The sequence below is a fragment of the Cupriavidus sp. HY129 genome (genome assembly GCF_059492215.1).
Window position 1 is genome coordinate 2716570 of sequence record NZ_CP083255.1, and the last position, 22535, is coordinate 2739104.

Annotated in this window: 22 protein-coding genes; 19 read left to right on the plus strand and 3 right to left on the minus strand. The window is 66.0% G+C overall.

The features are described from left to right. Nucleotides 1–20 precede the first annotated feature (20 nt). Both K6G35_RS28535 and K6G35_RS28540 read right to left on the minus strand, forming a co-directional pair. Nucleotides 21–482 (minus strand): MaoC family dehydratase, encoded by a 462-nt coding sequence (locus K6G35_RS28535; RefSeq protein ID WP_008644344.1) that lies wholly within the window; start codon nt 480–482, stop codon nt 21–23. Between the two features lie 36 nt (nt 483–518). Continuing rightward, nucleotides 519–1694 (minus strand): CaiB/BaiF CoA transferase family protein, encoded by a 1176-nt coding sequence (locus K6G35_RS28540; protein WP_008644345.1) that lies wholly within the window; start codon nt 1692–1694, stop codon nt 519–521. Nucleotides 1695–1806: 112 nt separating this feature from the next. Between K6G35_RS28540 and K6G35_RS28545 the strand changes: the two genes are divergently transcribed. From K6G35_RS28545 to K6G35_RS28560, 4 genes are all read left to right on the plus strand, one after another. Further along, a complete protein-coding gene (locus tag K6G35_RS28545; RefSeq protein WP_008644346.1) occupies nt 1807–2700 on the plus strand; it encodes a LysR family transcriptional regulator in 894 nt (297 codons plus the stop codon). A 185-nt stretch (nt 2701–2885) separates the two neighbouring features. Further along, nucleotides 2886–6194 (plus strand): acetyl-CoA carboxylase family protein, encoded by a 3309-nt coding sequence (locus tag K6G35_RS28550; protein ID WP_495676744.1) that lies wholly within the window; start codon nt 2886–2888, stop codon nt 6192–6194. 77 nt (nt 6195–6271) lie between these two features. Continuing rightward, nucleotides 6272–7999, plus strand: coding sequence for an AMP-binding protein (locus K6G35_RS28555; RefSeq protein ID WP_495676745.1), 1728 nt, complete (start codon nt 6272–6274; stop codon nt 7997–7999). Nucleotides 8000–8060: 61 nt separating this feature from the next. Next, complete coding sequence (locus tag K6G35_RS28560; RefSeq protein ID WP_008644349.1) at nt 8061–9038, plus strand: Bug family tripartite tricarboxylate transporter substrate binding protein; 978 nt, start codon at nt 8061–8063, stop codon at nt 9036–9038. Here K6G35_RS28560 and K6G35_RS28565 read toward each other — a convergent pair. Further along, complete coding sequence (locus K6G35_RS28565; RefSeq protein ID WP_035883352.1) at nt 9011–9646, minus strand: class I SAM-dependent methyltransferase; 636 nt, start codon at nt 9644–9646, stop codon at nt 9011–9013. The two genes, K6G35_RS28560 and K6G35_RS28565, sit on opposite strands and share 28 nt — an antisense overlap. Nucleotides 9647–9914: 268 nt before the next feature. On the opposite strand from K6G35_RS28565, the gene napE reads away from it, so the two are divergent. The 15 genes from napE to K6G35_RS28640 all read left to right on the plus strand — a co-directional run bounded on the left by napE (nt 9915) and on the right by K6G35_RS28640 (nt 22488). Then, nucleotides 9915–10079, plus strand: coding sequence for a periplasmic nitrate reductase, NapE protein (gene napE / locus K6G35_RS28570; RefSeq protein ID WP_008644352.1), 165 nt, complete (start codon nt 9915–9917; stop codon nt 10077–10079). Nucleotides 10080–10174: 95 nt separating this feature from the next. Beyond that, the gene (locus tag K6G35_RS28575; protein ID WP_035883202.1) at nt 10175–10504 is read left to right on the plus strand and encodes a chaperone NapD; all 330 of its coding nucleotides are present in this window, start codon (nt 10175–10177) and stop codon (nt 10502–10504) included. Then, nucleotides 10485–12980, plus strand: coding sequence for a periplasmic nitrate reductase subunit alpha (gene napA / locus K6G35_RS28580; RefSeq protein WP_008644355.1), 2496 nt, complete (start codon nt 10485–10487; stop codon nt 12978–12980). Before K6G35_RS28575 ends, napA begins: the two co-directional genes overlap by 20 nt. 17 nt (nt 12981–12997) lie before the next feature. Then, on the plus strand, nt 12998–13489 hold the full coding sequence (locus tag K6G35_RS28585) for a nitrate reductase cytochrome c-type subunit (RefSeq protein WP_008644357.1): 492 nt from the start codon (nt 12998–13000) through the stop codon (nt 13487–13489). A gap of 20 nt (nt 13490–13509) precedes the next feature. Then, complete coding sequence (locus K6G35_RS28590) at nt 13510–14097, plus strand: NapC/NirT family cytochrome c (RefSeq protein ID WP_035883201.1); 588 nt, start codon at nt 13510–13512, stop codon at nt 14095–14097. A gap of 3 nt (nt 14098–14100) precedes the next feature. Then, entirely contained in the window at nt 14101–14736 is a 636-nt protein-coding gene (gene ccmA, locus K6G35_RS28595; protein ID WP_035883200.1) for a cytochrome c biogenesis heme-transporting ATPase CcmA, read from the plus strand. After that, nucleotides 14733–15401 (plus strand): heme exporter protein CcmB, encoded by a 669-nt coding sequence (gene ccmB / locus K6G35_RS28600; RefSeq protein ID WP_008644365.1) that lies wholly within the window; start codon nt 14733–14735, stop codon nt 15399–15401. Before ccmA ends, ccmB begins: the two co-directional genes overlap by 4 nt. 4 nt (nt 15402–15405) lie before the next feature. Further along, nucleotides 15406–16185, plus strand: coding sequence for a heme ABC transporter permease CcmC (gene ccmC / locus K6G35_RS28605; protein WP_008644367.1), 780 nt, complete (start codon nt 15406–15408; stop codon nt 16183–16185). Further along, complete coding sequence (gene ccmD, locus K6G35_RS28610; protein ID WP_186425699.1) at nt 16182–16328, plus strand: heme exporter protein CcmD; 147 nt, start codon at nt 16182–16184, stop codon at nt 16326–16328. The genes ccmC and ccmD overlap by 4 nt, the downstream gene beginning before the upstream one ends. Further along, nucleotides 16325–16774: a cytochrome c maturation protein CcmE gene (gene ccmE, locus K6G35_RS28615; protein WP_011518552.1), complete on the plus strand. Its 450-nt coding sequence runs from the start codon at nt 16325–16327 to the stop codon at nt 16772–16774. The genes ccmD and ccmE overlap by 4 nt, the downstream gene beginning before the upstream one ends. Next, a complete protein-coding gene (locus K6G35_RS28620) occupies nt 16771–18813 on the plus strand; it encodes a heme lyase CcmF/NrfE family subunit (protein ID WP_286882577.1) in 2043 nt (680 codons plus the stop codon). The genes ccmE and K6G35_RS28620 overlap by 4 nt, the downstream gene beginning before the upstream one ends. Next, nucleotides 18810–19361 (plus strand): DsbE family thiol:disulfide interchange protein, encoded by a 552-nt coding sequence (locus K6G35_RS28625; protein WP_008651322.1) that lies wholly within the window; start codon nt 18810–18812, stop codon nt 19359–19361. Before K6G35_RS28620 ends, K6G35_RS28625 begins: the two co-directional genes overlap by 4 nt. After that, the gene (locus K6G35_RS28630; RefSeq protein WP_286882578.1) at nt 19354–20388 is read left to right on the plus strand and encodes a cytochrome c-type biogenesis protein CcmH; all 1035 of its coding nucleotides are present in this window, start codon (nt 19354–19356) and stop codon (nt 20386–20388) included. Before K6G35_RS28625 ends, K6G35_RS28630 begins: the two co-directional genes overlap by 8 nt. Before the next feature lie 99 nt (nt 20389–20487). Continuing rightward, on the plus strand, nt 20488–21573 hold the full coding sequence (locus tag K6G35_RS28635) for an AI-2E family transporter (RefSeq protein WP_008644586.1): 1086 nt from the start codon (nt 20488–20490) through the stop codon (nt 21571–21573). A 12-nt stretch (nt 21574–21585) separates the two neighbouring features. Continuing rightward, nucleotides 21586–22488, plus strand: a complete 903-nt coding sequence (locus K6G35_RS28640) for a LysR family transcriptional regulator (RefSeq protein ID WP_035883196.1) — start codon at nt 21586–21588, stop codon at nt 22486–22488. The last annotated feature ends 47 nt before the right edge of the window (nt 22489–22535 follow it).

Here is a 22535-nt window from a genome sequence, read left to right on the forward strand (position 1 = left end):
AAAGCGGCTACGCCACCGGATCAGCGGCCCGCCAGCAGGCGTCGCGCCGTGTACGTCATGACCAGCTCGTTACGCTGATTGAACACCTCGATCGACGAATCCACCACGGCGCGACCGCTCTTCGACGTCGGACGAATGCCAGTCACGGTGATCCTGGCATGGATCGTGTCACCCACCACCACCGGACCGAGGATCTTCTGCGTCAGCTCGAGCATCGCCAGCCCCGTGCCCTGGATCATCGTTTGCAGGATGAAGCCCTCGATCAGCGAGTACGTCAGCGCGGCGGGCACCGGACGTCCCTTGATGGCGCCAGCCTCGTAACCTTCTTCGATAAAGATCGCTTCGAGCATCCCGGTGACCGAGATGAAGTTGACCAGATCGGTCTCGGTAACGGTACGGCTAAAGGTCTCGAAAACCTGCCCTTCGCGGATGTCCTGCCAGTAGAAGCCCTGGCCCAGGCGTTGCGGTTGTGAAGTCGTCATGGTGTCTCCTCGGGAATTCGGTGATGGATGCGGGGCCTACTGATTCGATTGCAGCCGGTCGATCTCGTCGTCGCCAAGTCCGGCGGCGGCAAGAATCTCGCGCGTGTGCTCGCCAAGCCTGGGCGGCACGGCCGCGCGCGCGCGTTCGCCATCGAAGCGCACTGGCGCGCCGGGAAAACGCAGCGTGCCCATCGACGGATCTTCGATCTGGTCGAAGAAACCGGTCGCGCGCAGGTGCGGATCGTCAACGAGTTCGTGAAGGTCGTTCACGCGGGCCACCGGAATTTGCAGCCGCTCGCAGATGGCCAGCCAGTCCGCCGTGCTGCGCGCGCGCACGAGTTCGCCAGTGATTTCATAGAGCGTTTCGATATGGCGCGTGCGGGCGGCGATATCGGTAAAACGCGCGTCGGCAGCCAGGTCCTCGCGCCCCGACGCCTGGAAGAAGTCACGCCAGTGCGCGTCGGTGTACGGCATCATGCAGACGTAGCCGTCCGCGGTCTGGTACGGCCGGCGCAGCGGTGCCAGCACACGCGGATAGCCGGACGGCCCGCGCGGCGGCTCGAAGTGCTGCCCGTACAGATGCTCGACCATATTGAAGGCCACCATCGATTCGAACATCGGCACTTCGACCATCGAGCCCTTTCCGCCTTGTCGCGCCCGGCCCGCAATCGCAGCCGAGATCGACAGCGCGGCCACCAGACCACTGGTCTTGTCCGCCGAGATGGTCGGGAAATAGCGCACGGTGCCGGTCTGCGCGGCCATCAGCGCCGCGTTGCCACACAGGCCCTGGATGATGTCGTCATACGCGGGACGGCCACCGTACGGGCCGTCCTCGGCAAAACCGAGCAGGCTCACGAAGATCAGTTGCGGATGGCGCGCCATGACGCTGGCGGGATCGAGATCCAGCTTCGCCAGCTTTTGCGGCCGCATGCTGTGGACGAAAACATCGGCCGACGCCAGCAGCCGGTGCAGCGCCGCCTGCGCCTCCGGGCGCTTCAGGTTCAGCACCACGCTCTTCTTGCTGCGGTTCACGCCCAGGAAGATCGCGGACATGCCGTCTTCGGTCGCCGGGCCGGTACGGCGCGTGGAATCGCCTTCGGGCGTTTCCACCTTGATGACTTCCGCGCCAAGATCGGCCAACCACTGGCTGGCGTAAGGACCCATCACCACGGTCGACAGATCCACCACGCGGATGCCGGACAGAGGCAGCATACCGTGTCTCCTGTTGTATTGATTCGATGTATTGATCGGCCAAGATTAAGGCAGCCGGCCTCATTGCGTCTAATATTAGATTTTTAGCAACCGATATTCATTGGATATCATCATGGATCTACGTCAGCTCCAGCAATTCGTCGTGCTGGCCGAAACCGGCAACTTCCATCGCGCCGCCGAGCGCCTGCACATGGCGCAACCCCCGTTGTCGATTTCGATCCGCAAGCTGGAGGAATCACTGGGCACGCCGCTGTTTGTGCGCACCACGCGCGGCGTGCGGCTCACCCAGGCGGGCGAAGCGGCGCTCAACGATGCGCGCCGGGCCCTGTTCCATGCCGGCCAGGCGCGGGCCGCAGCGGTGTCTGCGGCGCTTGGGGAACGCGGCGCGCTGCGTATCGGCTTTGTCGGCTCCGCTACCTATGCGTTGCTTCCCCGTCTCATCCCGGCCTTCCGCTCGGCACACCCTGGCATCGACCTGATCCTTCACGAATCCACGTCGGCCGCGATTCTGGACCGCATCGAACACGGCCAGCTAGACGCCGGACTCGTACGCTTTCCGATCCTCAACAGCGGCCCCTATACGCTGACCCCGCTCGAGTCCGACGCCTTCGTGGCGGCCGTGCCGGCCGACGGGCGTTTTGCCGAGCAGGAGAGCATCGCGTTGAAGGCACTGGCCGACGAGCCCTTCATCATGCATCCCCGTGCCGATGTGCCGAACCTGCAGGCCGTGGCGATGCTGCTGTGCCAGCAGGCCGGTTTCGTACCGCGCATCGCGCAGGAAGCGGTGCAGGTCCAGACCATCGTCAGTCTGGTGGAAAGCGGATTGGGCGTGGCGCTAGTGCCGGGCGTGGCGGCGCGTTACACGAATCGGCGCGTGCGCTTTCTGCGCCTGTCCAGCCCGCGCCCGGCGGCACGTATCGGCATCGCCCTGGCCACGCAGCAGGACACCGACGATCGCCATGTGCAGCGCTTTATCGCTGCAGCGCAGCGAATCGCAGGCGACTAGGCGCAGCGGCACAAGGCCGCTCCAGGCGGCTTCAGGCAGCAATTCCGCAGGGCGGCTGCGGCTATACAGCCGATGCATGGCCGCCATGAAACTTGCGCCATGGGTGCATGCACCTTGCCGCACGCGCCTTACATTCTGGCTTGCATCCGGGCGGTACCGCATCCATCCCTCACGGAATCGAGCCAGTGAAAAAGCTTCTGATTGCCAACCGCGGCGAAATCGCGCTGCGGGTTCAACGCGCCGCGCAGGATCTCGGCATTGCCACTGTCGCGGTGTACGCCACCGACGACGCGCAATCGCGCCATCGCCAGCTTGCCGATGAAGCCATCGCGCTACCCGGCAATGGTCCGGCCGCCTATCTCGATATCGACGCCATTCTCGGCGCGGCGCGCGCCGCTGGCTGCGATGCGATCCATCCCGGCTACGGCTTTCTGAGCGAGCGTGCCGACTTCGCGCAGGCATGCGCGGCAGCAGGTATCACGTTCGTCGGCCCCACGCCCGAGCAGCTTGCCCTGTTCGGCGACAAGGGCCGCGCGCTCGAACTGGCCGCGCAGTGCGATGTCCCGGTGATGCCGGCCACCCCCGGTGGCGCTTCGCTCGACGACGTCCGCGCGTTCTTCGCGGCGCAGCAAGGCAATGGCATCGTGCTGAAGGCCGTGGGCGGCGGCGGTGGACGCGGGATGCGCGTCGTCCGCGATGCCGAAGCGCTGCCCGAAGCCTACGCGCGCTGCCAGTCGGAAGCCCGCAGCGCCTTCGGCATCGAAGCGATCTATGCCGAGCGGCTGGTCGAACGCGCGCGCCATATTGAAGTGCAAATCATCGGCGATGGGACCGAGATCATCGCGCTCGGCGAACGCGACTGCACGCTACAGCGCCGCTTCCAGAAATTGGTGGAAATCGCGCCGAGCCCGGTGCTGACACCCACCCTGCGCGATCGCATCGTGCAGGCCGCCAGCAGAATCGCAAGGCACACCGGCTACCGCAGCCTGGGCACGTTCGAGTTCCTGGTGGAGACCGACGACGCCGGCACGCCCCACGGCTTCGTGTTCATCGAAGCCAATCCCCGTCTGCAGGTAGAGCACACCATCACGGAACAGGTGACGGGTCTCGATCTCGTTGCCCTCCAGCTTGGCCTTGCCGATGGCCGGAGCCTGCGCGACCTGGGTCTCGACCCCGCCGCGCCGCCGACAGCGCGGGGCTTCGCTGTTCAGCTACGCATCAATGCCGAGGCCACCGATGCGCAGGGCCAGGCGCGCCCGGCGCAGGGAAGGCTCGAACGCTTCGATCCGCCTACCGGGCCGGATGTTCGCGTCGACACCCACGGCTACACCGGTTACGCGCCGCCTGCAGGCTATGACTCCCTGCTGGCCAAACTGATCGTGAGCACCGCCTCGCCCCGTTTCGAAGACGTGGTGCGGCGCGTGCGGCGTGCGCTCGGTGAGTTCCGTGTTGACGGCGTGCCAAGCAACCTCGACCTGCTGCGCGCCCTGGTGGCACGCGAAGACTTCGCGACGCAGCACGTCCATACGCGTCACTTCGAGGCGATCCTTCCGGAACTGCTGACCGCCGCGCAACGCGTGGCGGCCAGTGACGCAGCGCGACAGGCTTCCATCGGTATCACGCAGACCGCCCCCGTGCCTGTGCCGGTGCCGACCGCTACTGCCGAGGCCATCGACGAAGGACTGGTTGCAGTGCGCGCGCCAATGAACGGGCGCGTGGTCGAGATGCGCGTTCAGGAAGACGACATTGTGCAACCGGGCCAGATCGTGGCGATCCTCGACGCGATGAAGATGGAGCACACCATCGCGGCCGAGTGCGCGGGGCGTGTGATCGATGTGCGCGTCGGTGCCGCCGGCCAGACTATCGAAGGGCAAATCCTGCTCGTGCTGGAGCCGGTGGCTGACGCCGGCGTCGCGCATCACCGCAGCGAAGCGGCCGACCCACGCGCGATCCGCCCCGATCTGCAGCGTGTACGCGATCGCGATGCGTTCCTCGATGATGCCGCGCGGCCGGACGCGGTGGCGAAACGCCATGCGCGCGGCCAGCGCACCGCGCGCGAGAACGTGGCTGATCTGTGCGATGCAGGCAGTTTCGTCGAGTACGGCGCCTATGCGGTAGCCGCGCAGGCCAGCCGACGCAGCGCCGAGGACCTGATCGCCAATACGCCGGCCGATGGCCTGATCACCGGCACCGGCCGCATCAACGGCACCCGATTCGCACCGGAGCGCGCGCGCTGCGCGGTGCTGGCGTACGACGCCACGGTCCTGGCGGGCACGCAGGGCAAGCGCAACCACATCAAGACAGATCGCATCCTGCAGGTGGCCGCCGAACAGAAGCTGCCAACTGTGATCTTCGCGGAAGGCGGCGGCGGACGCCCCGGCGATGTGGACTTTCCCACCGTCGCCGGCCTCTACCAGCCGTCCTTCGCCGCATTTGCCGCGCTGAGCGGCGAGGTGCCGGTGATCGGCATCGCCGCTGGCCGGTGCTTCGCGGGCAACGCGGCCCTGCTCGGCTGCAGCGATGTGATCATCGCCACGCGCGACGCGAACATCGGCATGGCCGGCCCCGCGATGATCGAAGGCGGCGGCCTTGGCGTGTATCGTCCGGAGGACATCGGCCCCGCCGCCGTGCAGTACCAGAATGGCGTGGTCGACCTGCTTGTCGACGACGAAGCCGAGGCCGTGCGCGCGGCGAAGCATTACCTGTCGATGTTCCAGGGCCGCACGCAGGACTGGGAGGCGCCCGACGCCCTGATGCTGCGCGGCGTGGTGCCCGAGAACCGCCTGCGCGTTTACGACACCCGTGCCGCGATCCAGGGCATTGCCGATGTTGGCAGCGTGATCGAATTGCGCGCGGGCTATGGCACTGGCGTGCATACCGCGCTGGCGCGTATCGAAGGCCGACCCGTGGGCATCGTCGCCAACAACCCGCGCCACCTGGGTGGCGCCATCGACGTAGACGGCGCGGACAAGGCCGCGCGATTCATGCAGCTGTGCGATACGCATGGCCTGCCGATCGTCTCGCTGATCGATACGCCGGGCTTTATGGTCGGCCCGGAGATCGAAGCCCGCGCGCAGGTCCGCCATGTGTCCCGCCTGTTCGTGCTGGGCGCCAAGGTGCGCGTGCCATTCATGGCCGTGGTGCTGCGCAAGGGCTACGGCCTGGGCGCGATGGCCATGGCTGCGGGCGGCTTCCGCGCGCCGGCGTTCACCATCTCCTGGCCAACCGGCGAGTTCGGCGGCATGGGACTGGAAGGCGCGGTACGGCTCGGCTTCCGCAAGGAGCTGGAAGCGCTGCCGGCTGGCCCCGAACGCGATGCCCTCTACCAGCAGCTCGTGGCGCAGATGTACGAACGCGGACACGCGATCAATGCCGCGGCCGGGCTCGAGATCGATGCAGTGATCGATCCAGCCGAAACGCGGCGCTGGTTGCTGGCCGGGCTCGATGCCGCCCCACGAGACGAGGCGCCCCGACGCTACGTGGATGCGTGGTAGCCACCGCATTGACTGAACTGCCCCCTGACTCCGCTCCCGCCGTGCCGGAGCGCGGAGCAAATACTCCTGGAGACACGATGGAAGACGCAGCTTTCTTCGCAGATCTTGAAGCGCGGCATCGCCGCATCTGGCCCGCCGGCCTGCCCACCTCACCGCAGTATCCACACGGCGAGATCAGCCTTGGCGAGACCCTGCGCGCATGGGCGCGCATCCAGCCTGAGCGGCCCGCGCTGATCTACTACGGCAGCGAGATCACCTTTGCCGAACTCGACGACCTGAGCGAGCGCTGCGCGGAACTGCTGCGGGGCCACGGCATCGGCCCCGGCAATCGCGTGGCCGTTCTACTGGGCAACTGTCCGCAGTTCCACATCGTGTTCTACGCGATTCTCAAGCTTGGCGCCGTCTATGTGCCCGTGAATCCGCTGTTCAAGGAACACGAACTGGCCTACGAGCTGAACGACGCCGGTGCGACCATGGTGATCGCGCTCGACACGCTTGTGCCGATGCTGATGACGGTGAAGCCGCAGACCAGCGTGGAAACCGTGTTCAGCACATCGGCCGGCGAATTCCTGCCCGCGCATCCCACGCTGCCCGTTCCGGCTGGACTCGATGCCGCGCCCGTGGCGCACGCGGGCACGATCGACCTGATGGCGGCCATCCAGACATGCACGGGCAACGTGCGCGACGTGAGCGTGGATCTCGACGCACTGGCCGCGCTGAACTACACGGGTGGTACCACCGGTATGCCCAAGGGCTGCATGCATACCCAGCGCGACATGATCTACACGGCGGCCGCCACGCTGGCGGTCACCAGCGGGCGCGAAGACCAGGATGCAACGCTGCCGTCGTCGGACGTGATGCTGAACTTCCTGCCGATGTTCTGGATTGCTGGCGAGAACCTCGGGTTGATCTATCCGATCTTCAGCGGCGCCACGCTGGTGCTGCTGGCGCGCTGGGACCCCCTCGCCGTCATGACCGCCGTGGACCGCTACCGCGTCAATCGCACCTTCATGGTCGTCGACAACCTTGTGGAATTACTGCAGCACCCCGAACTTGCGCGGCACGACATGCGCTCGCTGCAACATACGCGCGTGGCATCGTTCATCCGCAAGCTGACCGTGGACCTGCGCCGCCAGTGGCACGCGCTGACCGGCAGCGTCGTGGCCGAAGGCGCCTGGGGCATGACGGAGACGCACACGAGCGACACCTTCACCACGGGGATGCAGACAGACGATATGGACCTGCACGGCCGGCCAGTCTTTGTCGGTCTGCCAGTTCCGGGCACGCGCATCAAGATCTGCGACTTCGAAACCGGCGTGACGCTGCCCGTTGGCGAGGAAGGCGAGATTGTCGTCACCACGCCCTCGCTGCTCAAAGGCTATTGGGGCCGCCCCGACGCCAATGCCGAGGTGTTCCGGGACGGCTGGTTCCGGACAGGCGATATCGGCGCCTATGACGATGCGGGCTACCTGCACTTCCTGGGACGGCGCAAGGAGATGATCAAGGTGCGCGGCATGAGCGTATTCCCGTCCGAACTGGAAGTCCTGCTCGGACGTCATGCCGCCGTACTCGGGTCCGCCGTGGTCGCACGTCCCGATCGGGACAAGGGCCAGGTGCCGGTGGCCTTCATCCGCCTGCGCCCCGGGCATGACGATGTGTCGGCCGAGGCGCTGACGGCATGGTGCCGCGAGCATATGGCGACCTACAAGGTGCCCGAGATCCGCGTGGTGGACGAGTTGCCGATGACGGCAACGGGCAAGGTCAAGAAGGGGGAACTGCAGAAACAGTTCGAGCAGGACGAATAAGAGGCGGGCGGACAGCCTGCCACCGCGCCCCGACACGACCAAGAGAACATTGGAGACAACGATGAACACCCAGCGACGCCACTTGTTGAAGCTCTCCGCCGCGATGCTCGGCGGCCTCGCGCTGCACCGCCCCGCGTTGGCGCAGGCCGTCACCGGCCCGATCCGCATCGTCTTGCCCTATCCGCCCGGCGGCTCCACCGATGCGATCACGCGCTTTATCGCGGACAAGCTCGGTACCGCGCTGAAGACCAACGTGATCGTCGACAACCGCCCGGGCGCGGCTGGCATGATCGGCGCCGCCGCTGTTGCCACAGCCGCGCCTGATGGCCGCACGCTGCTGTTCACGAACACCGCCCTGATCCAGAGCCCGTTGATTCAGCCCCAGCCGCTGTACAACCCGCTGACCGATTTCGAAGCGCTCACTCTCGTGGCGGATGCCGCGCAGGTCCTGGTGGCCAGCGATGCCACCCCGGCCCGGACACTGCCCGAGTACGTCGAATGGGCCCGCAAACATCCCGGCTCCGCCTATGGCAGCCTGGGGGTCGGCTCCACTGGCCATCTGTACGGTGAACTGCTCAAGCGCAAGGCCGGTATCAATATCGTCCATGCCGCCTACAAGGGCGATACGGCGGCCATTGGCGATCTGCTGGCCAACCAGTTGCCGGTGGGCTTCGTCTCCACGGTGATGGCCAAGACCTATGGCGATGCCGGCCGCATCAAGGTGCTGGCAACACTGGGCCGGTCGCGCGTGCCATCAATGCCGAATGTACCGACGTTCGCCGAAGCCGGGCTCAGCGGCTTCGAGTCCATCGGCTGGATCGGCATGCTGGCGCCGGCCCGGACGCCGGCGCCACTGGTGCAGCGGCTATCGAACGAGCTTGCGACGATTATCAGGACGCCTGCCGGTTCGAAGATGCTGATTGACAGCGGCATGTTGCCCAGAGGCACGACGGCGCAGGAGTTCGCCGCGTTGCTCCGACGCGACCAGCAGGTCTGGCAGACGCTCGTGGCTCAGTCGGGCATCAAGGCCGAAGGATGAGGCACGAAGTGGCAGTACAGGAATGACTGCGTGTGCCCCGCCGGGGTTGTATGGGTCTCCGTGGTGTGCGCGACGAGATCGAACGCGGGGGCGAATTCGGCCCGCAGCCCTGCGACGTCGTATCGCGCCACCGGCAGGCCGCTGCACTGCGTGGGCCCGTCCAGCGCGAAGGTGGCGATGATCAGGTGACCGCCGGGCCGGACCGCGCGTCTGGCCTGCGCCACATACGCCCCGCGATCCTCTGACTCAGTCAGAAAGTGAAATACGGCACGGTCATGCCAGAGATCGACGGACGCTTCCGGCAATACCGGCGTGGTGACATCGCCAACGATCCAGCGCACGCCGGCCGCCCGCGCGCCCAGACGGTCCCGCGCGGCGGCCAGTGCATGGCCGGCGAGATCGACAACCACCAGGCGATGAAATCCCTGTGACAAAAGATGATCGACCAGCGTCGCGGCACCTCCGCCAATGTCGGCGATGGTGGCGTCCGCTGGCAGATCGAGCTTGCGGATCAGGTCGAGTGACAACGTCGGCGCAGATTGATACCAACTGACCTCTGTTGGCGGCTTCGTCGCGTAGACAGTCTCCCAGTGATCTTTGCTTTGCATGGCTTTACGGGCGATAGGCATGGTAGGGCCGGCGGCGGGCACGGCGATCTCCGTCGAAGGTACCAGAACCACGCTTTTCCATCTTCAGCGCCTTCGCGCAGGCCACGGTCACGGTCACGCATCAGATCACGTCTTGATATATTCCACCGCCGTCGGAGCGGCGTGACCACCGCGTGTGGCCGCCTTGACACTTCGCTTAATGGTTTCTTTAATAAGTACGCATAACCGGCGCAAAGTCCGGCAAGCCTGTACATAACCAGAGGCCGCTATGCAATCAGGCAGCGTCGAAGATCCCCAACGCAAAACGGAAGAGCTGCGCAGCTTCCTGTTTCTGACCGCCGTGATGGTGCCCGTGCTCTCGATCATCGTCGTGGCCGGCTATGGCTTCATCGTCTGGATGAGCCAGTTGATCAGCGGACCGCCAACCCATTGAATATTGCCATTCAGGATTGGCCTTTGGTCCAATGCCCGGGCCATAACAAGGCTGCGACGCTAGGCTGAGCAGCCGAAAAGCTGGAGTCCCCCGCCATGCCAGCATCAGGAGTGTCGATTCCCATCGTGCCCGTGCCGGCCGGCGAAGAGTGGCATATCGCCGGCATCATGGTGTACGCGAACCCAGAAAAGCTCGATGCCGTCTGCACGGCCATCGAGGCCATGACTGGCCTGGAGATCCATGCAATCAGTGACGCCGGCAAGATCGTCGTCACCGCGGAAGCGCCCAGCTCGCGCGCCATCGCCGCGCAACTCACCTGTCTGCATCAACTCGAAGGCGTCTTTTCCGCCACGCTGGTCTACCAGCACAACGAAGATGCCGCCGCCATGAACGAGGAGATCTCCGATGCCACTCACGCGCCGTGATTTCATCAAGCAGACAGCCATCGCCGCCACGGCCTCGGTGGCGGGCGTCTCGCTGCCGACGGATGCGGCCAATTTCGTGACGGACAGCGAAGTCACGAAACTGAAATGGTCGAAGGCGCCCTGCCGCTTCTGCGGCACGGGGTGCGGTGTGACAGTCGCGGTCAAGGACAACAGGGTGGTGGCCACCCAGGGCGACCCGCTTTGCGAGGTCAACAAGGGCCTGAACTGCGTGAAGGGCTACTTCCTGTCGAAGATCATGTATGGGCAGGACCGCCTGACCAAGCCGCTGCTGCGGATGAAGAACGGCAAGTACGACAAGAACGGCGAATTCGCGCCAGTCAGCTGGGATCGCGCCTTCGACGAGATGGAGACCCAGTTCAAGCGCGTGCTCAAGGAGAAAGGCCCGACCGCCGTGGGCATGTTCGGCTCCGGCCAGTGGACCGTATGGGAAGGCTACGCCGCTTCCAAGCTGTACAAGGCGGGGTTCCGCTCCAACAACATCGACCCGAACGCGCGCCATTGCATGGCATCGGCCGTGACCGGCTTCATGCGCACCTTCGGCATGGACGAGCCGATGGGCTGCTACGACGACATCGAGGCCGCCGACGTCTTCGTGCTGTGGGGCTCCAATATGGCGGAGATGCACCCGATCCTGTGGACACGCATCACGGACCGCCGCCTGAGCCACCCCAAGACCCGCGTGGCCGTGCTGTCCACGTTCACGCACCGCTCGTTCGACCTGGCCGATATCCCGGTCATCTTCAAGCCCCAGACCGACCTGGCGATGCTGAACTTCATCGCCAATTACATCATCCGCAATAACAAGGTCAACAAAGACTTCGTCAACAAGTACACGGTGTTCAAGGAAGGCGTGACCGATATCGGCTATGGCCTGCGCCCGGACAATCCGCTCCAGAAGGCGGCCAAGAACGCCGGCAACCCGAACGACTCCAAGCCGATTACGTTCGACGATTTCGCGAAGTTCGTCTCGAAATACGATGCTGACTACGTCAGCAAGCTCTCAGGCGTGCCCAAGAAGCAGCTCGAGCAACTGGCCGAGCTTTATGCCGATCCGAATCTCAAGGTCATGTCGCTGTGGACCATGGGCTTCAACCAGCACACGCGCGGCACGTGGGTCAATAACATGGCCTACAACGTTCACCTGCTGACGGGCAAGATCGCCACGCCGGGCAACAGCCCGTTCTCGCTGACAGGGCAGCCATCCGCCTGCGGCACGGCGCGGGAGGTAGGCACGTTCTCGCACCGGCTGCCGGCCGACATGGTCGTCACCAATCCCAAGCACCGCGAGGAAGCCGAACGCATCTGGAAGCTGCCGCCGGGGACCATCCCCGACAAGCCCGGCTACCATGCCGTCCTGCAAAACCGGATGCTCAGGGACGGCAAGCTCAACGCATACTGGGTGCAGGTTAACAACAACATGCAGGCTGCGGCCAACATGATGGAGGAGACCCTGCCCGGCTACCGCAATCCGAAGAATTTCATCGTCGTCTCCGACGCCTACCCGACGGTCACCGCGCTCTCCGCCGACCTGATCCTGCCCACCGCGATGTGGGTGGAAAAGGAAGGCGCGTACGGTAACGCGGAACGCCGCACGCAGTTCTGGCATCAGCTCGTGGACGCCCCGGGCGAGGCGCGCTCCGATCTCTGGCAGTTGATGGAATTCTCGAAGCGCTTCAAGGTCGAGGACGTCTGGCCGGCGGACCTGATCGCGAAGAAACCCGAGTACAAGGGCAAGACGCTCTTCGACGTGCTGTATCGCAACGGCCAGGTCGACAAATTCCCGCTCAAGGAGACCGCGTCCGACTACAACAACTACGAGTCCAAGACGTTCGGCTTCTACGTCCAGAAGGGCCTGTTCGAGGAATACGCGACGTTCGGCCGTGGCCACGGCCACGACCTGGCGCCGTTCGACATGTACCACGAGGCACGCGGCCTGCGCTGGCCGGTGGTCAACGGCAAGGAGACGCGCTGGCGCTATCGCGAAGGCTCGGACCCGTACGTGAAGGCGGGTACCGGCTTCCAGTTCTACGGCAACCCTGACGGCAAGGCCGTGATCTACGCCCTGCCCTACGAGCCGCCGGCCGAGTCCCCGGACAAGGAATACCCGTTCTGGCTGGCCACGGGCCGCGTGCTCGAACACTGGCACTCCGGCTCGATGACGCGGCGCGTGCCGGAGTTGTACCGCGCCTTCCCGAATGCGGTGTGCTTCATGCATCCGGAGGACGCCAAGGCGCTGGGGCTGCGGCGCGGGGTGGAAGTGGAAGTGGTCTCTCGGCGCGGCCGCATGCGCACGCGCATCGAAACCCGCGGACGCGACGCGCCGCCGCGCGGTCTGGTATTCGTGCCCTGGTTCGATGCCAGCCAGCTGATCAACAAGGTCACACTCGATGCAACCTGCCCGATCTCGCTGCAGACCGACTTCAAGAAGTGCGCGGTCAAGATCGTCAAGGTATGAGTACAGGAGGACACGCCATGTTGCCAAGCCGATCCTGGGTCCCCCTGCCCCTGCTGGTCCTCATGCTGGTGGTCATGCTGCTCGGCGTGCCGCTGGCGCGCGCGCAGGGCCTGGTGGACTCGATGCGTGGCCCCACGCCGGTGGCCAACGAGACCTCGCCGCCAATACTGTTCCCGACCGAGAACAAGGACATCCGCCGTACCCGCAACTACACGATGCAACCGCCGACGATCCCCCACAAGATCGACAGCTACCAGCTCGACAAGGACTTCAACCGTTGCATGTTCTGCCACGCGCGCACGCGCACGGAGGAAACACAGGCCATTCCGGTCAGCATCACGCACTACATGGATCGTGACAACAACGTGCTGGCCGAGATCTCGCCACGGCGCTACTTCTGCACGCAATGTCACGTGCCGCAGGCCGATACCAAGCCGCTGGTGAACAACACGTTCGTCGATGTGGACGCGATCCTCAAACGCAGTGGCGGCACCAAGGGTGCCAAATAACCAGGCGACGGTGACCGATCATGTGGGACCTGATCAAGCGCTACTGGCATACCATCAACCGCCCCAGTGCCTACTTCAGCCTGGGATTCCTGACCCTGGGCGGCTTCATCGCCGGCGTGGTGTTCTGGGGCGCGTTCAACACGGCGCTGGAACTCACCAACACCGAGCAATTCTGCACCGGCTGCCACGAGATGCGCGACAACGTCTACCAGGAACTGCAGGGCACGATCCACTTCACCAACCGCAGCGGCGTGCGCGCCAAATGCTCGGACTGCCACGTGCCGCACAACTGGACCGACAAGATGGCGCGCAAGATGCAGGCGTCGAAGGAGGTCTGGGCCAAGATCTTCGGCACCGTGGACACGCGCGAGAAATTCCAGGCACACCGGCTGGAGCTGGCGCAGCACGAATGGGCCCGCTTCAAGGCCAACGATTCGCTCGAATGCCGCAATTGCCACGACTACCAGTCGATGGACTTCACGCGCCAGAGCCCGCGCGCGCAGGCCATGCACTCGACCTATCTGGCCAACAAGGAAAAGACCTGCATCGATTGCCACAAGGGGATCGCCCACCACGTGCCTGACATCTCCAAGGCCGAGGAGCAATAGCCTATGGCCGACGCGGTACTGGAGGCCCGCGAGCTTGGCGTCCGGCGCGGCCATTGCGCTATCTTCCGCGGCCTCGGTATTTCCCTGGCACCCGGCGACCTGTTGCAGGTGATGGGCCCAAACGGCGCTGGCAAGACCAGCCTGCTACGCGTGTTGTCCAGCCTGATGCCGCCCGCCGAGGGCGACCTGTACTGGCGAGGCCGCCCGGTGCGGGCCGGAGACCCCGACTATCTCGCGCAGGTTGCCTACCTCGGCCACGTCAACGGCATCTACCCCGATCTGTCCGCTTTCGAAAATCTTCAGTTCGCCGCGCGCATGGCTGGCCAACATCCCGATGCGGAAGCCATGCACCATGCACTGGCCAGGTTCGGCCTCGATCGCGTCGCCGATGCACCAGCGCGCACGCTCTCGCAAGGACAGCGCCGCCGCGTGGCGCTGGCCCGGCTGGCACTGGCGCCGCGCGCGCTATGGCTGCTCGATGAACCGCTGACTTCGCTCGACGATGCATCGACCGAGCGCTTCCACACGCTGCTCGCCGAACACCTGCATCGGGGCGGCATTGCCGTGATCGCCACGCATCAGCGGCTGCCCGCCGAGGGTGCCGTGCTCGATCTCGCCAGAGACGCGGGTTCGCCATGATTCAGGCCATCGGCACGATCATCGCGCACGACCTGTCGATCGCATGGCGGCGGCGCACCGGGCTGCTTGCCAGCCTGGTCTTCTTTGTCATCGCCACGAGTCTCTTTCCGCTCGCCATCGGCCCGGACCCGCAGCAGTTGCGCGCGCTGGCGCCGGGCATCCTGTGGGTATCGGCGCTGCTCGCGTCGATGCTGTCGCTGTCGCGGCTATTCACACAGGAACACGAGGATGGCAGTCTCGACCAGCTCCTGCTGTCGCCCCACCCGCTGGCCTTGCTCGTGCTGGCCAAGATCGGTGCGCACTGGCTGACCAGCGGCCTGCCGCTGCTCGTGCTGACGCCGCTGCTGGCCCAGCAATACAGCCTGCCGGCCGGCTCCGCGCTGCTGCTGTCGGCCTCGCTGCTGGTGGGAACCCCTGCACTTAGCCTGATCGGGGCCGTTGGCGCAGCATTGACGCTGGGCGTGCGCGGTGGCGCGGTGCTGTTGTGCATCCTGGTGCTGCCGCTGTCAATTCCTGTGCTGGTGTTCGGCGCCAGCGCGGGCGCGGCGGCCGATGCCGGGCTCGACGTGATCCCGCAGTTTTCGCTACTCGGCGCCTGCCTGGCGCTATCGCTGTTCCTGTGTCCGCTGGCCACGGCGGCAGGCTTGCGCATCGCCATGGAGTGACACGATGCAGCGCGACTTTCCCCTCGACGCCAACGCCCGTTCCCCACGCACCGCGCGGGCGCGCTGGCTGGCGTTCGCCGCGCCAGTGCGCTTCTACCCGCTTGCCGGGCGCCTTGCGCCCTGGTGCTTCGCCGTTGCGGCGCTGTTCCTGGCCCTCGGCCTGTACCTCGGATTCGTGGTGGCGCCCACCGATGCCCAGCAGGGCGAGGTCTACCGGATCATCTTCATCCACGTGCCGGCAGCGTGGATGTCGATGTTCATCTACGTGGTCATGGCGGGCTGGTGCGCGCTGGCGCTGGTGCTGCGCACGCGGCTGTCCTCGATGATGGCGTCGGCGCTGGCGCCCACAGGCGCGATGTTCACGGTTATCGCGTTGTGGACCGGGGCACTCTGGGGCAAACCCACGTGGGGCACGTACTGGGTCTGGGACGCACGGCTGACGTCGGAGCTGATCCTGCTGTTCCTCTACCTCGGCTACATGGCGCTGGAGGCAGCCATCGACGAGCCGCGCCGCGCCGAACGTGCCTGCGCCGTGCTGGCGCTGGTCGGCGTGGCGAATGTGCCAGTGATCTACTTTTCCGTGCAGTGGTGGAACACGCTGCACCAGGGCGCATCGGTCAGCCTGACTGCTGCGCCAACCATGGCGGCCACGATGCTGGCCGGCATGTTGACGATGACGGTGGCGTGCTGGCTATACGCGATCGGCGTGGCGCTGGTGCGCCTGCGCTGCATCCTGCGCGAGCGCGGCGAGATCGACGCCGGCACCCTGGAGACCATGCCATGAGCACGCTGAATCTCGACATGCTGGCCGGACACGGCGGCTATATCGCAAGCGCCTTCGGCATGACCTTTCTGCTAATCGCCGCGGAACTGATCCTGCTCCGCGCGCGGCGCCGCAACAGCCTGCGGGCAAGGTCGCGCCGATGACGCGCAGGCAACGTCGCCTCGGTCTGCTGCTGGCCGCGCTGCTGTGCGGCGGCACGGCACTGGCATTCGTGCTGAATGCGTTTCGCTCCAATCTCGTCTTCTTCTTCAGCCCGACCCAGGTGGCCGCGCACGAAGCGCCGGCATCACGCAATTTTCGTCTCGGCGGCCTGGTCGCCCCCGGCTCGCTGAAGCGCGATCCAGAAAACCTGACGATCCGCTTCGTCGTGACCGATACACGGCACGACATACCCGTGGTCTACCGTGGCCTGCTGCCGGACCTGTTCCGCGAGGGCAAGGGCGTGGTGGCACGCGGGGCGCTCGATCGCGATGGCACGTTCGTCGCCAGCGAAATCCTGGCCAAGCATGACGAGAACTACATGCCGCCCGAAGCCGCAGATGCGCTCAAACGCGCCGCATCGGACAACCCCACGGAAAAAACGCGATGAATCCGGAACTGGGCCACTTCGCACTGATCCTGGCCATGCTCGTGGCGCTGGTGCTGGCAACGCTGCCGATGGTGGGCGCGGCACGCGGCAATGTTGCCTGGATGTGCCTTGCACGGCCCGCCGCTTTCCTGCATGGCATGCTGCTGATCGCGGCCTACCTCTCGCTGACATACGCCTTTGTCGACAACGACTTCAGCGTGCTTTACGTGGCGGCAAACTCCAACAGCGCGCTGCCGCTGATCTACCGCATGGCGGCGGTATGGGGCGGCCATGAGGGATCGATGCTGCTGTGGTCGCTGATGCTGGCGCTGTGGGCGATGGCCGTGGCGGGCTTCAGCCGCCGCCTGCCACTGGCGTTCGTCGCGCGCGTGCTCGGCGTGATGGGGGCCATCAGCACCGGACTGCTGCTGTTCGTGCTGTTCGCCTCGAATCCGTTCCTGCGTCTGTTGCCCCGCGCGATGGAGGGGCGCGACCTCAATCCGCTGCTGCAGGACCCCGGCATGGTGTTCCATCCGCCATTCCTGTACATGGGCTACGTCGGCTTCGCGGTGGCGTTCTCATTTGCGGTGGCGGCCTTGCTCGAAGGCCGGCTCGATGCGGCGTGGGCGCGCTGGTCGCGCCCGTGGACGATCCTGGCGTGGATGTTCCTGACCATCGGCATCGCGATGGGCAGCATGTGGGCCTACTACGAACTGGGTTGGGGCGGATGGTGGTTCTGGGATCCGGTGGAGAATGCGTCGTTCATGCCCTGGCTGGCCGGCACCGCGCTGATCCACTCGCTGGCGGTCACCGAAAAGCGCGGCGCGTTCCGTGCCTGGACCGCTCTGCTGGCGATCTTCACGTTCTCGCTGAGCCTGCTCGGCACGTTCCTGGTCCGCTCTGGCGTGCTCACTTCGGTCCACGCGTTCGCGGTGGATCCCCGGCGCGGCATCTTCATCCTGACCTTGCTGGGACTGGTCACGGGGCTGGCGCTCGCGCTATTCGCGTGGCGCGCGCCCCGCCTGACCCAGCGCACCGATTTCAACCTGACCTCGCGCGAGTCTTTCCTGCTGGCCAATAACGTGCTGCTGGCCGTGGCCGCCTCGGCGGTGCTGCTCGGCACGCTGTATCCGTTGCTGCTCGACGTGCTGGACCTCGGCAAGGTATCGGTCGGCCCCGAGTACTTCGAAGAGGTGTTCGTACCGCTGATGGCCCCCGCCGTGCTGCTGATGGGCGCCGCCCCACTGGCACGCTGGGGACGCAGCGACCTGCCCGACATGGCCAGGCGCCTGCGCTGGGCGGCCGTGGCAAGTGCGGTCATCGCGCTCGGGCTGCTGGCCGTGCTGCGCAACAGCTCCGCCATGACCGGGCTCGGCCTCACGCTGGCCGCGTGGTGCGCAATGAGCGGGCTGGCCAGCCTGGCCACGCAGATGCGGCACGCGCGCGACTGGCGCTCCGGCCTGCGCCAGTTGCCGGCCGGCTACTACGGCATGTTGCTGGCCCACATCGGCGTGGGCGTGTTCATCACCGGCGTCACGCTGGTCAAGAGCCAGGAGAGCGTGCGCGAGTTGTCGATGCGCGTGGGCGATTCGGTCGCGGTGGGCGGCTACGATTTCCGCTTCGACGGTGTGGCGCCGGTCAGGGGACCGAACTACGACGCGCTGCGGGGCACGGTTACGGTGACGCGGCAGGGCCGCCCGGTCACCACGCTAGCCACCGAGCGGCGCGTCTATCGCAGCCAGGACATGCCGACCACCGAGGCCGCCATCGACACCGGGCTCGCACGCGATCTCTATGTCGCGCTCGGCGATTCGTCGGATGCCACGTCCGCCGATGCCCGCTGGGCGCTGCGGGTCTACGTCAAGCCCTTCGTCTCGTGGGTCTGGGGCGGCTGCGCGTTGATGGCGCTGGGCGGACTCCTTGCCGCCAGCGACCGCCGATATCGCGCGCGCCATCCGGCGATGGCGGTCACGTCTGCGGTCACGACCAATGACGATGCGGGGGCTCGCCCCGCCACGCCCCCGCTGACGCTGCCGGCCAGCAAGGAGTCCGAAGCATGATGCGCTTCCTGCTTCCATTGGGCGTATTCCTGGCGATCGTGATCGCCCTGGCGGCGGGGCTGCGCCACGATCCACGCGAGCTGCCTTCGTCGCTGGTGGGCAAGCCTGCGCCCGCATTCGTACTGCCGGTACTTGAAACCTCTGCAAACGCCAACGTGCAAAAATTCGACCCGGCCAGCCTGCGCGGCAAGGTCTGGGTGTTGAATGTCTGGGCGTCCTGGTGCACCGCGTGCCGCGCCGAGCATCCGGTCCTGCTCGGCATGGCCGGGCAGACGCAGGTGCCGCTCTATGGCCTGAACTACAAGGACACGCGCGGTGCGGCGCTGGAGTGGCTGCAACGGATGGGCGACCCGTACAAGGCCTCGGCCGTCGATGCGGATGGCCGCGTCGGCATCGACCTTGGCGTGTATGGCGTGCCGGAGACCTTCATCATCGACGCAGCGGGTGTGGTGCGCTATCGCCAGGTCGGCCCGGTCACACAGCAGGTCCTCGAACAGAAGCTGCTGCCACTCCTGAAATCGCTCGAAAACGGGGGCGGCCGTGCCTAGAACCTGGCTCTCCACGCTGACGCTGCTGATTGCGCTCCATGCCGGCGCGGCATTCGCGCTGACGGATGCGGAACTCGACGCGCGCGTGCTGGCGCTCTCCTCGCAGCTTCGGTGCCTGGTCTGCCAGAACCAGACACTGGCCGACTCAAACGCCGATCTGGCCGTCGACCTGCGCCGCCAGATCCGGGCCCAGATGGCGCAAGGGGCCAGTGACGACGCGATCAAGACCTATCTGGTGCAGCGCTACGGCGACTTCGTGCTCTACAAGCCGCCGTTCAAGCCGCAGACGTGGCTGCTGTGGCTCGGCCCCTTCCTCCTGCTCGTGGCGGTGCTGGCCTGGCTCTGGCGCGGCAGGCGCCGCCAGATGGCCGCGGGCGATGCCGTGGAGGAGACGGAACGGGACATGCAATCGCCCGCGCGCCGCCAGTCGCCGCTGACCAATGCGATGCTGTTTACCGTGCTGCCACCGGTGGCCGTCGCGCTGTATCTGCACCTGGGCTCGCCAGTATCGCTGCTCGGATCGGCAGTGGCGCACGATGGACCTCACGGCCCCGATGGCGAGGTCACCCTGACGGCCGCCCGCGTCGAGGACATGGTCGACCAGCTCGCCGCACGCCTGCGCAAGAATCCGAACGACGCCGAGGGCTGGGTCATGCTGGGGCGTTCGTACATCGTGCTCGAACGCAACGACGACGCGGCGGAGGCATTCGCCCGCGCGGTGGCGCTGGAGCCAGAGGTGGCGTCGCTGCGTTCCGACTACGCGGACGTGCTGGCCAGCGTCAACGGCGGATCGCTCGAAGGCCCGGCGATGGCACAGATCGACGCCGCGCTGCGGCTCGACCCCGACGACCCGAAGGGGCTGGCGCTGGCCGCCAGCGCCGCCGCCGAACGCGGCGACAAGGCTGGCGCGATCGCCTACTGGGAGCACCTGTACCGGCTGCTGCCCCCGGATTCGCAGACCGCCGGCCGGATCGCCGCCAATCTGGCGGCCGCCCGGTCGGTAGCGGAGCCCGGACAGCGCAAATAGGGCCATTCACGGCCGTGCGGCCACACCTGGGCACATGTCACGGGTGGCGATCTCACGGCATCGTAGAATGGCTGCTGGCTTGCGCTTAAGGATTCCACCATGGCCGATTCACCCGGTCTGTATCACAAGACGTTCCTGTTGTTGCTCGCGGCGGTCTCCATCGCGTTCTTCTGGATTCTGCTGCCCTTCTATGGCGCTGTTTTCTGGGGCGCCGTCCTCGCCATCATCTTCGCCCCGCTGCAACGGCGCCTGACGGCCGGGCTGCGTGGGCGCAACAACGTGGCAGCGCTGCTCACACTGCTGCTGGTGCTGGTGCTGGTTATCCTGCCGCTGACGATCATCACCGCCTCGCTGATCAACCAGGGCGCCAGCCTCTACGACAGCATCCGCTCGGGCCAACTGAATTTCGGCGTGTACTTTCAGCGCGCCGTAGACGCCCTGCCGCCCTACGTGCGCACACTGCTGGCGAAGGTGGATCTGACCAGCATCGCGGACTTGCAGGAAAAGCTGAGCGCCAGCGCGTTGCAGGCCAGCCAGTTCGTGGCCACGCGGGCACTGAGCATCGGCCAGAATACGGCCCAGTTCGTGATCAGCTTCGGCATCATGCTGTACCTGCTGTTCTTCCTGCTTCGCGACGGCCCGCGGCTGTCCCGCAAAATCCGCACGGCCGTGCCGCTCAGCGATTTGTACAAGCAGCACCTGATCCAGAAGTTCACCACCGTGGTACGCGCCACCGTGAAGGGCAACGTGGCTGTGGCACTCGTGCAGGGGACACTCGGCGGCGGCATCTTCGCGGTCCTTGGTATCCAGGGCGCGCTGCTCTGGGGCGTGATCATGGCATTCCTTTCGCTGCTGCCCGCCGTGGGCGCAGGCCTGATCTGGGCGCCCGTCGCGGTCTACTTCCTGCTGACCGGCTCGACGGTCACGGGCCTGGTGCTGATTGGGTTCGGCGTGCTGGTGATCGGCATGGTCGACAACGTGCTGCGCCCAATCCTGGTCGGCAAGGACACCCAGATGCCGGACTACGTGGTGCTGATCTCCACGCTCGGCGGCATGGCGCTGTTCGGGCTCAACGGCTTCGTCATCGGGCCGCTGATCGCCGCGCTGTTTATCGCCTGCTGGGACCTGCACGCGCACGGTATCGACGAGAACGGCGATATCGGCAGCAACGGCCCCACCGCCTGACGGAGAACGACGGTGGATCGCCTGCAGGCCATGAAGACGTTCGTGACCGTGGTGGATGCGGGCGGCTTCACGCCCGCCGCCCGGAAGCTCGACGTGTCGCTCTCGGTGGTCAGCCGCGTCATCACCGAACTGGAGACACACCTGGGCGTGCGCCTGCTCACGCGCACCACGCGGCTGGTGCGCCCGACGGCAACCGGCGCCACCTACTACGAAAACTGCCGCCGCATCCTGGCCGAGATCGAGGAAGCCGAGCTTGCCACCACGGGCGCCCATGCCGCGCCGCGCGGCAAGCTGTCGATCACGGCTTCGGTCCTGTTCGGCCGTCGGTTCGTCACGCCGATCGTGGTCGAGTATCTGCGACGCTATCCGGAAGTCGATGCCGAATGCCTGCTGATCGACCGCAACGTCAATTTCGTCGAGGAAGGCATCGACGTCGGGGTCCGCATCGGCCCACTGCCCAGTTCGTCGTTGCAGGCCATCCCTGTCGGTCGGGTACGCCGCGTGGTCTGCGCCGCGCCTGACTATCTGGCCCGCGTCGGCACGCCAGCCACGCCCGACGATCTGGCCCGCCACACCGTCATCCAGACCACGGGTATCTCCACCCTGCCCGAATGGCGCTTCATGCGCGATGGGGAGAGCGCGCCGACACGCCTGACGCCGCGCCTGGCCACCTCGACCAACGACTCGGCCATTGGTGCGGCGGTTGCGGGCTTCGGGCTGGCGGCGGTGCTCTCTTACCAGATCGCCGACGAAGTCCGCGACGGCAAGCTGCGCATCGTGCTCGATACATTCGAGCAACCGCCGCTGCCGATCCATGTGATCCATCGCGAAGGCCGCCACGCCATGCACAAGGTGCGCGCCTTCATCGATCTGGCTGTCGATACGCTGCGCGCCACGGCGTCGCTGAATCCGTAAGACGCCCCCATCGTCAGGTTCTCCGCGGATTCTTCTCGAATCCGCAA